General features: G+C 38.6%; 11 protein-coding genes. 8 read left to right on the top strand and 3 right to left on the bottom strand.

All coding sequences use genetic code 11. The annotated features are described in order from the left end of the window. Positions 1–35: 35 nt before the first annotated feature. The 3 genes from RV15_RS04805 to RV15_RS04795 form a co-directional block, all read right to left on the bottom strand. Positions 36–731: a type 1 glutamine amidotransferase gene (locus RV15_RS04805; protein ID WP_071876922.1), complete on the bottom strand. Its 696-nt coding sequence runs from the start codon at positions 729–731 to the stop codon at positions 36–38. Between the two features lie 40 nt (positions 732–771). Further along, entirely contained in the window at positions 772–2,109 is a 1,338-nt protein-coding gene (locus RV15_RS04800) for a Mur ligase family protein (RefSeq protein WP_071876921.1), read from the bottom strand. A 178-nt stretch (positions 2,110–2,287) separates the two neighbouring features. After that, positions 2,288–2,926 carry a helix-turn-helix transcriptional regulator gene (locus tag RV15_RS04795; RefSeq protein WP_071876920.1) on the bottom strand — a complete coding sequence of 213 codons (639 nt, stop codon included), beginning with the start codon at positions 2,924–2,926 and terminating at the stop codon, positions 2,288–2,290. A 420-nt stretch (positions 2,927–3,346) separates the two neighbouring features. Here RV15_RS04795 and ssnA point away from each other — a divergent pair, with 420 nt between their 5' ends. The 8 genes from ssnA to RV15_RS04755 all read left to right on the top strand — a co-directional run bounded on the left by ssnA (position 3,347) and on the right by RV15_RS04755 (position 14,690). Beyond that, positions 3,347–4,681: a putative aminohydrolase SsnA gene (gene ssnA, locus RV15_RS04790; protein WP_071876919.1), complete on the top strand. Its 1,335-nt coding sequence runs from the start codon at positions 3,347–3,349 to the stop codon at positions 4,679–4,681. Between the two features lie 39 nt (positions 4,682–4,720). Continuing rightward, a complete protein-coding gene (gene ygfK / locus RV15_RS04785; protein ID WP_071876918.1) occupies positions 4,721–7,732 on the top strand; it encodes a putative selenate reductase subunit YgfK in 3,012 nt (1,003 codons plus the stop codon). A 49-nt stretch (positions 7,733–7,781) separates the two neighbouring features. After that, positions 7,782–9,164 carry a dihydropyrimidinase gene (gene hydA / locus RV15_RS04780; RefSeq protein ID WP_071876917.1) on the top strand — a complete coding sequence of 461 codons (1,383 nt, stop codon included), beginning with the start codon at positions 7,782–7,784 and terminating at the stop codon, positions 9,162–9,164. 53 nt (positions 9,165–9,217) lie between these two features. Continuing rightward, the gene (gene dpaL / locus RV15_RS04775) at positions 9,218–10,411 is read left to right on the top strand and encodes a diaminopropionate ammonia-lyase (RefSeq protein WP_071876916.1); all 1,194 of its coding nucleotides are present in this window, start codon (positions 9,218–9,220) and stop codon (positions 10,409–10,411) included. Between the two features lie 5 nt (positions 10,412–10,416). Next, a complete protein-coding gene (locus RV15_RS04770) occupies positions 10,417–11,733 on the top strand; it encodes a YgeY family selenium metabolism-linked hydrolase (protein ID WP_071876915.1) in 1,317 nt (438 codons plus the stop codon). 102 nt (positions 11,734–11,835) lie between these two features. Then, complete coding sequence (ygeW, locus tag RV15_RS04765) at positions 11,836–13,029, top strand: knotted carbamoyltransferase YgeW (protein ID WP_071876914.1); 1,194 nt, start codon at positions 11,836–11,838, stop codon at positions 13,027–13,029. 311 nt (positions 13,030–13,340) lie between these two features. After that, a complete protein-coding gene (arcC, locus tag RV15_RS04760; protein WP_071876913.1) occupies positions 13,341–14,279 on the top strand; it encodes a carbamate kinase in 939 nt (312 codons plus the stop codon). Positions 14,280–14,309: 30 nt separating this feature from the next. After that, positions 14,310–14,690 carry a RidA family protein gene (locus tag RV15_RS04755; RefSeq protein WP_071876912.1) on the top strand — a complete coding sequence of 127 codons (381 nt, stop codon included), beginning with the start codon at positions 14,310–14,312 and terminating at the stop codon, positions 14,688–14,690. Positions 14,691–14,703 lie beyond the last annotated feature (13 nt).

Below are 14,703 nucleotides of genomic sequence, written 5' to 3'. Positions count from 1 at the left end.
AAAAGTGTTAGGAAATTTTCCTAACACTTTTTTGTTTATTCAACCGTCTGCATTTCTTGAGGTACATTGAAAGGTTCATCATATTTTTTCTCTAAAGCCGTTTTGATTAACCGAAGCGCTAGATTTTCATTACGAGCAAGAATCGGTCCGTGGAAGTAAGAACCAAAGACATTTTTGTAGATCACGCCTTCAGAGCCGTCTTCGTTATTATTACCTTTTCCTTTTACGACATTGCCTAAAGGACGTTCTCCTTTACCTAAAAATGTTCGGCCATTATGATTTTCAAAGCCATAATAAGTCTCGTTAAATTCTTCATTGTGAATCACGATATCGCCGATATAGCGGTTATTATCTTGACTTAATGTATAGTGATCCAAAGCACCGATGCCGTGGATTTTTTCGCCTTTAGCGCCCATATAATAATGACCTAATAATTGATAGCCGCCACATATAGCGAGCATAACACCGTCATTTTCAATGTATTCAGTTAAGGTTTCTTTTTTCGTTTGGATATCGTCTGAAATAATCAGCTGTTCAAAATCTTGACCTCCGCCAACAAACACTAGATCATATTTATTAGGGTCAAATGGTTCGTAAATACTGATGATTTCAGAACGGAAAGTCACATTCATTTTTTCGGCAAGGTATTTTAACATCAGTAAATTACCATTGTCGCCATAGGTGTTCAGTAAATTTCCATATAAATGACATACAACTAATTCTTTAGGCATTGTTCTTTACCTCATTCCTGATTTATCTTTTTTCGAAAGGTTAACTCTTGATATAACCTTGTGCAGCGAGTGATTTACGTAATTGTAAAACAGCTGTATACGTAGCTAAAATATAAACATGTTCTGTCGGTAATTCTTTGATTGCTGTAATTACATCATCTAGATTAGGGATTTCTTTTAATTTGTTTTCAGAAATTCCTGCCACTTTCAAACGTAAAGCCATGTCCTGATGACGGTCACCACCTGCGATGACTTCTGGAATATTCATTTGGGCAAATGCCTCATGATCCCCATCCCAGATCCAGCTAACATCGATTCCATCTGCATAGTTCGCATTTAATAAAGAGACAAGTGAGAAAGAGTAAGGTGCAAGAGCCATCATATCAATGACCTGATTTAAGCCAACAGGATTTTTGACTAGAATTAAGGTACATAATTTGCCCTCGATATTGATTGTTTCTTGGCGACCAAAGACTTTTTCATCATAGTTTAGTCCAGCTCTGATCTTTTCAGGAGAAACGCCGTAATGTTCAGCAACTGAGGTGGCAGCTAAAGCGTTGTATACATTATACATCCCGCCAACGGCAATACTGTATTGTGCTCCATCAATCACGAAATCAGCAGAGGTATTGTCCATTGCGACCATCTCAGTTAATTGAACATCTAGTTCAGGACGATGGAAACCGCAGTTTGGGCAGTAATATTTCCCCAAATTAGCATAAGTGATCATTTTATAATGTAAAATATGGTGACATTTTGGACAAAGTAAACCGTCTGTATTGTAATGAGCCATTTGCTCTTCATCCGCTTTGTGATTAAAACCATAGTATTTTCTTGGGTTGACCGTTTCAACTGAGTTGAAGATCGGGGAGTCACCATTGCAAAGAATCGGTGCATTAGGCGCTGCGGCAGCACCGTCTACGATCAGTTTATAGGTGGTATAAATTTCACCGTAACGATCCATTTGATCCCGGAAAATATTAGTAAATAAAAATAATTTTGGTTCAATATATTTTGTGACACGACTTAAACTGGCCTCATCGATTTCTAAAACGGCGAATTTCTGCTTTGCACCTTTATTTTTAGCAGATAAGAAAGTTGAAACAATTCCTTGTTCCATATTTGCGCCAGTTGGGTTGGTCAGTACATGATCAAATTCTTGTCTTAAAATATTCACTGTTAGAGCTGTTGTCAACGTTTTTCCATTTGTACCAGTGACAACGACAATTTCATAATCTTTAGCTAAGGTATCCAAAATTTTTGGATCGATTTTTAACGCTAATTTTCCAGGATAGCTACTGCCGCCTTTGAAGAAAGTTTGTAATATCCATTGAGAAGTTTTTCCAGCGGCTATCGCTACGTGACTTCTGATTCCCATAAAGTGCCCTCCAATTTATATCAACTATCGTTGTTACATTCAAAAATAAACTCAATCTATAATACCACAATTAAAAAAAAAAATTAATTCCTTTTACTCTTTCTTACTATATTAGGAAGAATAAAAATGAGGCAGCTGTATTCTAAAAGAACACAACTGCCTACTATAAGAGAATGTTTTACTTGGCATCAATATAGCTGTACAACGTATATTTAGAAATATTGAAAAATCCAGCAACCTTATCGCCCGATTTTGTCACAAGAAATGCGCCTTTGCTGTTTAAAAACTGGATGCATTTGATTTTATCATCTTTTGTCATCAAAGGAACCGGTTTTCCGACTAATTTAACGGACTCTTCAATCAAGTCATCTAATAGTTCATTGATGTCTTGAGGAATGTAGTCAGGTTCTTTATCATCTTCTTGTTCATCAATGGCAATTAGTGATTTTAGCGTCGATTCAGCAGCTATTAGTGCCGTAATATCATAATTGATCGCAAAAATACCATCTAAGCTACCTGATTTATCTTTGAAATAAACAGTACTTGATTTTAAAATTCGACCATCATGTGTTCTTGTTAAATAATTGACATGGTCAATTAAATCAGCAGGGTCTTTTTTTAATGCTTCCAAAACCACTTGAGAAGGTCCATCACCAAGTTGGCGAGAAGAAACATGGCCATTTTCGATAGAGACGATCGTGTTGTTTACATTGTTTTCGTTAATCTTATGAATAACGATTTCACAATTATCACCGAATTGACCAGCAAGAGCTTTTGCAACTTGGGTCAGAAAGTTTAGTTTTTCATCTGAGAGCATAGTTTCACTCCTTTCTATAGGAAGGTATATCAAATATTGATTAGGTACTTCTTTATGTATGCCTAATTAAATTTTGGGAAGAAAATTGAGAGGCAATAGCGTATTGAATAAAAAAATCTGCTATATAACGATCTCCGTGTGTAATGATATCATGCGGTAAATCATAATACAAGACAATGGGCATATTGAACTAAAAAATAATTTTTAGGTAGCATTGTTTTTTTTTAGGTTAAGTGGTATAATTTATTCGAGATAAGGGAAATAGTTCATTACGAGTATGGTTGCAAGCGCTTTTTTGGTTATCTGAAAGAGCAAAAAATGCTATCCAAATACCGATTGATTCGTGAATGTTTGAACTATCTTTTTTGTAAGCGATTTCTATTTTAGCAATAAATAAAATGAAACTATAGGAGGGCAATGATGTTATTAATAGGAAATGGACGGTTAATTACAAGAGATAAGGAAGGGACATTCTTTGATAATGGCTGTGTAGCAATCGAGGGACAGAAAATAAAAGCAGTCGGAACAACCACAGATTTACGAAAAGAGTTTCCGGAAGCTGAATTTATCGATGCTAAAGGCGGAGTGATCATGCCTGGTTTTATCAATATGCACAATCATATTTACAGTACTTTTGCTAGAGGATTAAGTATCAATGGTTACCATCCTAAAAATTTTATGGATATTTTGGAAGGGCAATGGTGGCGTATCGATAGAACATTGAATTTAGAAGATTCTTATCATAGTGCTAAAGTTGCTTACTTGGATAGTATCAAAAACGGTGTAACGACGGTATTCGATCATCATGCTAGTTATGGCGCAATTGAAGGGAGTTTGACACAACTTTCAAATGCCGCGGATGAATTAGGTGTGCGTACTTGTTTATGTTATGAAGTATCAGATCGAGATGGCGAAGAAAAAATGAAAATAGCTGTAAAAGAAAATGCTGATTTTATTAAAGCAAGTGCTGCACGTACAGATGACATGCAAAAGGCGATGATGGGGATGCATGCGGCCTTCACTTTATCTGATAAATCGTTAGAACATTGTGCAGCCTATACTCCAGAAGGTGTGGGGTATCATATCCACATCGCAGAAGACATTGCTGATGTGTATGATTCACTAGCTAAATATGGCAAGCCCATTGTAAATCGTTTGTATGATCTAGGTATTTTAGGTAAACAAACGATGGCAGGTCATTGTATTCATATTAATCCTCATGAAATGGAGCTCTTACGTGATACCGAGACAATGGTTGTCACAAACCCAGAATCAAATATGGGAAATGCAGTGGGATGTCCGCCAGCAATGCGCATGCTCAATGAGTATGGTATTTTAATGGGACTTGGAACAGATGGTTATACCAATGATGTGACAGAATCATACAAAGTTGGCAACCTTATCCATAAACATCATCTAGCAGATCCCAATGCTGCCTGGGCAGAAATACCACAAATGTTGTTCAATAATAATCCGCAAATGGCCAATCGCTATTTTGAAAAGAAATTAGGTGCTTTAGAAGTAGAGGCAGCAGCAGATGTGATTGTGTTGGATTATAAAGGACCGACACCTATGACGAAAGATAATTACAATGCTCATATTTTATTTGGCATGAATGGCGGAGTAGTTACAGATACGATCATCAATGGCGAAATTCGGATGAGAAATCGGGAAGTGCAAGGGATTGATGAAGAAAAGCTTTGGCATGATGCGCAGATACAAGCACAATCGCTTTGGAGCAGAATTAATCGCTAGTCAACGCTAGCTTAGAAAAATAAAAAAGGAGTGACAAACATGAGTGACATCATGCACCCGATTTCGATTGATGGGTTATTGAACTGGATTTTAAATGAATACAAAAACGAAGCAACTATTTTTGGTATAAGAAAGTTTTATAAAGCCGATCCAAGTAAAACATTGCCTTTGTTTGGTGAAAAAATGGAAACACCTTGCGGGCCAGCTGCAGGACCGCATACGCAATTATCGCAGAATATTATTGCTTCTTATTTAACTGGTTCACGATTTTTTGAAGTGAAAACGGTTCAAGTGATTGATGGAGAAGACTTGCCAGTTAGTAAGCCGTGTATTACAGCTGCAGATGAATGCTATAACGTAGAATGGTCAACCGAGTTGCGGGTTCCACAGGCGTATGATGAATATGTCAAAGGTTGGTTTGTTTTAAAATTGCTTAGTAAAGAGCTTGACTTAGGCGATCCAGACGGCTTTATTTTCAATATGAGTGTGGGCTATGATTTGGCGGGAATTCAGTCACCGAAAGTGGATAAGTATATTACAGATATGCAAAATGCTGAAAAGACACCGATTTGGCAAGAATGTCTTGAAGCAGCTTATAAATATTTACCACAATTTAAAAAAATTGATAAAGAGTATATTGAAGCAATCAGTCCCAAACTTTGCCGTTCAATCACGCTTTCTACACTGCATGGTTGTCCATCAGATGAAATTGAACGGATCACGACCTACTTATTAAAAGAAAAAGGCTTGAATTCATTTATTAAGTGTAATCCAACGATGTTAGGCTATGAATATACACGTCAAACTATGGATGAACTAGGATTTGACTACATGGTCTTTGACGATCATCATTTTGTCGAAGATTTACAATTTGAAGACGCAGTGCCGATGTTGAAACGTCTTCAAGCTTTGGCGGACAATAAAGGGTTAAATTTTGGCGTAAAGATCACCAACACATTTCCTGTTGGTATTGCTGAAGAGGAACTACCTGGGGATGAAATGTATATGTCAGGACGCTCATTATTCCCATTAAGTATTTCTTTAGCTAAAAAATTATCAGATGCTTTTGACGGAAAGCTGCAGATTTCTTATTCTGGAGGCGCGGATATTTTCAATATCAAAGACATTTTTGATGCTGGAATTTGGCCGATCACGATGGCCACGACACTCTTGAAACCAGGTGGCTATCAACGGATGAACCAAGTCGCTAATTTATTGGGAGAATCGCCGTATCCAACCCAAGTTCAAGTAAACTTAGAAAAAGTAGCAAGCATTGTTGAAAAAGCAAAAACGCAAGCACGTTATAAAAAATCAATCAAACTGCCAGAGAGCCCTAAACTACGTACGACGGTTCCCTTGACCAATTGTTACACAGCTCCTTGTCGTAGTGACGGTGGTTGCCCAATCAATCAGGATATTCCAGCTTATCTTCGTTTTGTGAGCGAAGGAAACTATTTAGAGGCTTTAAAAGTAATTGTAGATAAAAATCCATTACCATTTATTACTGGAACAATTTGTGCTCATCCATGTATGACAAAGTGTACCCGTCAGTTTTATGAAGGCTCAATCAAAATTCGTGAAGCAAAATTAGAGGCAGCAGAACACGCATACGATGAATTAATGGCTGGAATGGAAAAACCAATGCTTAAAGAAAATGCACCTAAAACAGCTGTAGTCGGTGGTGGACCAGCGGGAATATCTGCCGGATTCTTACTTGCTCGTGAAGGGATGCCGGTTACTGTATTTGAAAAAGCCGATACGATTGGTGGTGTTTGTAGCCAGATCGTACCAGAATTTAGAATTTCAATGAAATCTGTCCAAAATGATGTTGAGATGGCTAAGTTTATGGGAGCCGAATTTAGGACCGGGCAAGCTGCGCCATCTATTGAAGCCTTACGTGAACAAGGCTATACCAATATTATCTACGCAATCGGTGCGTGGAAACATGGCAAGCTGAGCTTAGAAACCGGAGAAACCTTAAACTCATTAGAATTTTTAAAGGTAAATCGTGAAAATCCTCAAATAAACCCTTATGGTGAGCAAATCGTTGTTGTCGGTGGTGGAAATACAGCGATGGATTGTGCTAGAGCAGCTACTACCTTGCCAGGTGTGAAAAAAGTTTCAGTTGTTTACCGTCGAGACAAACGGAATATGCCTGCAGATGAGGAAGAATTGTATTTTGCTTTAGAAGATGGTGTAGAATTCCTAGAACTGCTAGCACCAATTAAATTAGACGACGGTCTACTAACTTGTGAAAAAATGCGCTTAGGTGAACGCGATCATTCTGGGCGTCGCAGACCAGTAGCTACAGGTGAATTTACAGAAGTTCCAGCTGATACTGTGATTGCGGCAGTTGGTGAGAAAGTGGATACAGACTTTTATCAAACGATCGGAATCACAACGGATCAATACGGAAAAGTTGTCTCAAATCAAGAAACGCTTGAAACGAACTTAAAAGATGTTTATGTGATTGGGGACGCAAATCTTGGACCTGCAACCATTGTTGAAGCGATAGCTGATGCAACAAAAGCTGCAGGGAACATTTGCCAAATCCATAATGATCACTATGAACGAACGAATCTTAATCAAAATGTAGCGTCTGTTCGTAATAAGCGAGGCGTGTTAGAAACAAATGAAGCGCTTTGTGGGCAAGCAAGTAATTGTTTAGAATGCTCAACGATCTGTGAATCTTGTATGGATGTTTGTCCAAATAGAGCAAACATTGTGGTAAATGTTAAAGGGCAACCGCAACCACAAATCGTCCATGTCGATCGGATGTGCAATGAATGCGGCAACTGCGAGACTTTCTGTCCATACGCAAGTGCACCTTATAAAGATAAATTCACGCTATTCAATACAGAAGCCGATTTTGAAAATAGCACGAATTCTGGTTTCTATGTTATCGATCCAAGAGAAAAGACGTGTCTTGTTCGTTTATGGGGCAATACCTCAATGATTCGTTTAGATGCCCAAGGATTAGATATTCCAGCGGATATCATCGACTTAATGGATACGATGATCAAAGACTATGAATACTGTATGCAAATGTAAAAAGACATAAGTTGCGCAAAAACAACTTCTGAATGATGGAGGTTAAAAAATGTCTATTCTTTTAAAAGGCGGAACAGTCGTCTCCGCAAAGGCTCGTCGTCAAGTAGATGTAAGAATCGATGGCGAGAAAATCGTTGAAATGGGTACAAATTTAACAGCTGCAGGTTCTACAGTGGAAGATGTTTCAGGGTACTTTTTACTACCAGGATTTATCGATGCTCATACCCATTTGGAGCTAAATAATGGCAAAGGATCGATGGGTACTGCAGATAATTTTTATACGGGCAGTAAGGCAGCTGTTGCCAAAGGTACAACAACTGTGATCGATATGGCAACACCAAGTAAAGGCAGTTCTTTACAAGACTGCCTAAAGGCTTGGGACCATTTAGCTCAGGGAAACAGCTCTTGTGATTACACTTATCATATGTCGATCATAGAATGGAATCCTAGTATCAAAGCAGAAATCAAAGAAATGATCGATGTTGGAATCACTTCATTTAAAATGTACATGGCTTATGACAATTTAAGAACCAAAGATGCTGAAATTTTTGAAGCAATGAGAGAGATTCGTAAGTATCAAGCGATGCTGGGAGTTCATTGTGAAAATGGGGATATGGTCAATGAAATGATTGCCCAATTTGTAGCTGAAGGTAAACTTTCCCCACATTATCATCCATTGACCAGACCAGATTCAGTTGAAGCAGAAGCGGTAGAACGCTACTTAATGATTGCAGATTTAGCTGGTTTGCCGGTTAATATTGTTCATTTAAGCACAAAGCGGTCATTGGAAGCTGTCAAACGAGCAAGAGCTTGCAATCAAAAAGTCTATGTGGAAACATGCCCTCAATATTTAGTTTTAGATGATCATTTGTATGATGGGCCTGGTTTTGAAGGGGCAAAATATGTCTGCTCACCGCCATTGCGAAGAATCTGTGATCAAGACGCATTATGGGATGGTGTGATCAACGGTCAAGTCAATACGATTTCAACCGATCATTGTAGTTTCAATTTTAATGAGCAAAAAACAATTGGAAAAAACGATTTTAGTAAAATTCCAAATGGCATGCCAGGTGTTGAGACTCGCCCAGAGCTTATTTATACCTACGGGGTAACAACTGGCAAAATCAGTTTAGAGCGTATGATCGGCTTACTTTCAGAAGATATTGCCAAACAATTTGCACTGTATCCGCAAAAAGGGATCATTCAAGTAGACAGTGATGCGGATATCGTTATTTGGGACCCGAATACGGCGGGGGTTATTTCAGCAACAACGCAACTTCAAAATGTCGACTACACCCCTTATGATGGCATGCAGACAAAAGGCCATGCAAGATCCGTCTATTTAAGAGGTCAAAAAGTAGTTGAACACGGACAAGTTATCGCAGAGAGACAAGGAAAATTTATTTTCCGAAAAATCTCAAAGACTCACTAACAGAATCAATCAACCGATGTTGATTTAAATAAAAAGATGGAGGGGAAAATTTTTTGGAAAAAATAAAATGGACGGCAAATGAAATGCCTAAAACAGATGATCAGTATTTAACACTGATGTCAAAGGAAGCAATCGAAAAAGCCTTAGCTTTTCATCGTAGTTTCCCTCAATACAATCAGACGCCATTAGCTGAATTAAAAAATATGGCTGAGCATTTAGGACTAAAAGATTTTTTTGTCAAAGATGAATCCTATCGTTTTGGTTTGAACGCATTTAAAGTGCTTGGTGGATCATTCGCTATGGCCAACTATATTGCAGAAAAAATAGGAAAAGATGTTGCAGACTTGACTTATGATGTGTTAACGTCCGATACACTTCGGAATGAATTTGGTCAAGCAACATTTTTCACGGCGACAGATGGAAATCATGGGCGTGGAGTTGCCTGGGCAGCGAATAAATTAGGGCAAAAAGCAGTTGTATTGATGCCTAAAGGCTCAACACAAACGCGTAAAGAAAACATTGAAAAAGAAGGCGCAAAAGTTACCATTGAAGAAGTCAATTACGACGAATGTGTGCGAATGGCTAACAAGATGGCTGAAGAAACTGAAAACGGTGTCATGGTGCAAGATACTGCGTGGGACGGCTATGAAAAAATTCCAACATGGATCATGCAAGGTTATGGAACGATGGCGCTAGAAGCTTCTAAACAATTAGAAGAAGCTGGGAATCAGCGTCCCACACATGTTTTTGTTCAAGCTGGTGTCGGGAGCTTAGCGGGAGCTGTTGTTGGTTATTTTGCTAATCTTTACCCTGATAACCCGCCTAAAATGGTCGTTGTCGAAGCACAGGTAGCGGATTGTCTATATAAATCAGCGATTGAAAAAGATGGCAAGATTCGTTTTGTTGAAGGGGATCTTCAAACAATCATGGCAGGTTTAGCTTGTGGTGAACCAAACACGATTTCATTTGATATTTTAGAAAATCACACTGCAGTCTTTGTTTCAGCACCTGACTGGGTTTCAGAAAAAGGGATGAGAATGCTTGGAGCACCATTAAAAGGTGACCCTCAAGTGATTTCAGGTGAATCAGGAGCAGTCGCAATGGGCTTAGTTGCAACTGCTATGCAAGATCATGAATACAAAGAGTTACGTGAGGCACTAGAGCTTGATGAAAATTCAAGCGTCCTAATGTTCTCAACAGAAGGCGACACAGATCCAGATAACTATAAAAAAATCTTATGGAGGTAATATAAATGGATTTCAAAGCAATTAACGAAGCAGCAGAAGGTTATAGAGAGGACATGATCAAGTTTTTACGTGATTTAGTCAAAATTCCAGGAGAAAGTGCTGAAGAAGGCGCAAAAATGGATCGTGCTAAAGCCGAAATGACAAAATTAGGTTTTGACAAAATTGAAGTAGATCCTCAAGGAAATTTACTAGGATACATGGGAACGGGTAAAAAATTGATCGCCTTTGATGGTCATATGGATACAGTGGGTATCGGTGAAATGAGTAACTGGGAATTTGATCCTTATGATGGCTATGAAACAGATACAGAAATTGGCGGACGTGGTACCTCTGACCAAGAAGGCGGGATCGTTTCAGCTGTTTACGGTGCGAAAATCATGAAAGATTTAGGCTTATTAAATGAAAAATATACAGCATTAGTAACTGTTACTGTACAGGAAGAAGATTGTGATGGTCTATGCTGGCAATATATCATCAAAGAAGATGGTATCCGCCCAGAATTTGTGGTTTCAACTGAACCAACAGATGGTGGAATCTATCGTGGTCAACGTGGTCGTATGGAAATCAAAGTTGAAGTCAAAGGGGTATCTTGTCATGGATCAGCTCCTGAACGTGGGGATAATGCGATTTATAAAATGGCCGACATTTTACAAGATGTGCGTGCGTTAAACAATAATGGGGATACTGAAAGTACTGTAATCAGAGGCCTTGTACGCATGCTTGATGAAAAATATAACCCTGAATGGAAAGAAGCACGTTTCTTAGGAAAAGGAACAGTTACAGCTTCACAAATTTTCCATTCATCACCAAGCCGTTGTGCGGTAGCAGATGGTTGTACTGTGTCGTTAGACCGTCGTATGACTGCTGGTGAAACATGGGAAAGTTGTTTAGATGAGATCCGTAATCTACCAGCAGTTAAAAAATATGGGGAAGATGTAGTCGTTTCAATGTATGACTATGACCGTCCATCATATACAGGTTTAACTTATCCAATCGAATGTTACTTCCCAACTTGGGTGATCCCAGAAGAACATGGCGTGACGAAAGCCTTGATGGAAACACATAGAAATCTTTACGGCGAAGAACGTGAAGGCTCAAAAGAAACGATTGATATGCGTAAAGCTCGTCCTCTATTAGATAAATGGACCTTCTCAACAAATGGTGTATCGATCATGGGACGTAACGGTATTCCTTGTATTGGCTTTGGACCAGGTGCTGAAGCACAAGCGCATGCGCCAAATGAAAAAACATGGAAAGATGATTTAGTTCGTTGTGCCGCAGTCTATGCTGCATTACCAACTGTCTATTGCGAAAATAACTAATCAGCATTGAAAAAAATACATGGGAAAAACGAACCGATATTCTGATGAGTAAAGGACGTTAGAATATCGGCTATCGTATTATTCATATAGAGGAGAAATGACATGGAAACTTTTAACGACTATATTGCAAAATTGGACAAATTAGAATTTGATAAAATGTATGAAAACGACTTTTTCTTAACATGGGAAAAAACACGTGATGAATTAGAGGCAGTCTTCACTGTTGCTGATACGTTACGTTATTTACGTGAAAATAATATTTCAACGAAAATTTTTGATAGTGGTTTAGGGATTTCATTATTCCGTGATAACTCTACAAGAACTCGTTTTAGCTTTGCTTCTGCTTGTAACCTTTTAGGTTTAGAAGTACAAGATCTAGATGAAGGAAAAAGCCAAATTTCTCATGGTGAAACCGTTCGTGAAACAGCGAACATGATTTCATTTATGGCAGATATTATCGGAATTCGTGATGATATGTATATTGGTAAAGGAAACACATATATGCGCGAAGTATCAGAGTCTGTGCAAGAAGGACATAAAGATGGTGTGTTAGAACAACGCCCAACATTAGTCAACTTACAATGTGATATCGATCACCCTACTCAAGCAATGGCCGATGCACTGCATCTGATCCATGAATTTGGTGGAGTCGAAAACTTAAAAGGCAAAAAAGTCGCGATGACGTGGGCTTATTCACCCTCTTATGGGAAACCATTGTCAGTACCGCAAGGAATTGTTGGATTAATGACACGTCTAGGTATGGATGTTGTCTTAGCGCATCCAGAAGGTTATGAAATCATGCCAGAAGTTGAAGAAGTAGCGAAGAAAAATGCAGCTGAAGCTGGTGGCTCATTTACCAAAACAAACAGTATGGCTGAAGCCTTTAAAGATGCGGATGTTGTGTATCCTAAGAGCTGGGCACCGTTTGCCGCAATGGAAAAACGGACACAATTATACGGTGAAGGTGACCAAGCCGGTATTGATAAGTTAGAAAAAGAATTGCTCGCTCAAAATACCAACCACAAAGATTGGGAATGTACAGAAGAATTGATGAAAACAACGAAAGATGGAAAAGCCTTGTACATGCACTGCTTACCTGCCGATATCACAGGCGTAAGTTGTGAAGAAGGTGAAGTTGAAGCCTCTGTCTTTGATCGTTACCGTGTGGAACTATACAAAGAAGCAAGCTACAAACCATATATCATTGCGGCAATGATTTTCTTGAGTAAAGTGAAGAGTCCGCAAACAACGTTAAAAGAGCTTGAAAAAAAAGCGACACCTAGAGAAGTAAAATAAGTAACAATCAATCACTGGCATGAAGTGAGATGCTTTTTCTATTGATGATGATAGCTGTAAATAAAATAATGTGTTCTCTTTTCAAAAACTAGAAATGATAATAAGACCTTTCCAAGTCCATTTATAAATACTATCAGTTAAGAATAACGCTGACTTAAAAGAATCTGCTGTCCACAGATTCTGACCACTTCATGCAAAGTACAGGGTTTACTTAACGATCATCGATGTGATTTATTGAGAGAAAGCATCTTACTTTTAAAATAATCAATAAATAAAAATAACGATAAAATTGAAATGAGGTGAATCGCTGAATGGTAAAGCGAGTGGTGGTCGCTCTTGGCGGAAATGCGCTAGGCGATAATTTAACAGAACAAATGACCGCAGTCAAAGAAACATCAAAAGCCATTGCAGATTTGATTGAAGCAGGCTATGAAGTTATTTTGTCTCATGGAAACGGTCCTCAAGTCGGTATGATTCAATTAGCAATGGAAGAACTTTCATTAAGTGATCCAGCGAAATATCCAACGATTCCATTGTCGGTTTGTGTGGCGATGAGTCAAAGCTACATTGGCTATGATTTACAAAATGCATTAAGAGAAGAACTACTGAGCCGCAATTTAAATCAACCTGTTGGTACCGTGATCACTCAAGTCGCTGTTGATCCAAAAGATCCAGCGTTTGATCATCCAGCTAAACCAATCGGACGCTTTATGTCTAAAGCAGAAGCGGACCAACTTGTAAAAGAAAAACAGGTTAGCGTTGTTGAAGACTCTGGGCGTGGTTATCGCCAAGTTGTAGCATCGCCAAAACCAAAAGAAATTGTTGAAATAAAAACGATCACGACTCTGATCGATTCAGGGCAAACGGTGATTGCTTGCGGTGGCGGCGGAATTCCAGTAGTGAAAGAAGGCAATCATTTAAGCGGAATCGCAGCTGTTATCGATAAAGATTTCTGTAGTGAACTATTAGCTGAAATGGTCGATGCCGATTTGCTGATTATCTTAACAGCAGTCGAAAAAGTCTGTGTCGACTTTGGAAAACCAACGCAAAAAGAATTGAGCCAAGTGTCAACGGCTGAAATGAAGAAACATGCAGCAGCTGGTCAGTTTGCACCAGGTTCAATGTTGCCGAAAGTTGAAGCAGCAATCCAATTTGCTGAATCAAAACCAGGTCGTAAAACACTGATCACATTATTAGAAAAAGCCAAAGACGGTATCGTCGGGAAAACGGGAACGATCATTGAGCAATAACTTAAAAGAAGTAAGTGAAGGAGTGAGTCGATGACAAACCAAATGATCAATTCAGCAAATGCTCCAGCCGCTGTAGGGCCTTATTCCCATTCAGTTTTAGCTGGACAAACCCAATACATCTCTGGTCAATTAGGATTGGATCCAGCGAGTGGAGAAATGCAAGAAACAGTTGAACAACAAGCAGAACAAGCCTTGATCAACTTAGGAGCAATTCTAAAAGAAACGGGTATGACGTATGACCATGTTGTAAAGACAACAGTCTTTTTAAAAAACATGTCTGATTTCGCTAAAATTAATGATATTTATGGAAAATATTTCGCAAATGTTCTTCCCGCTCGTTCTTGCGTAGAGGTATGCGAATTACCTAAGAGTGGACTTTTTGAAATAGAAGCAATCGCAGTCAAAAATTAATTTTTGAATAATT

The organism is Enterococcus silesiacus (assembly GCF_001886225.1).
In the GTDB taxonomy this organism is placed as follows: Bacteria; Bacillota; Bacilli; order Lactobacillales; family Enterococcaceae; genus Enterococcus_L; species Enterococcus_L silesiacus.
Note: the sequence above shows the minus strand (reverse complement) of the source record. Positions and strands in the feature narration are given on the sequence as shown.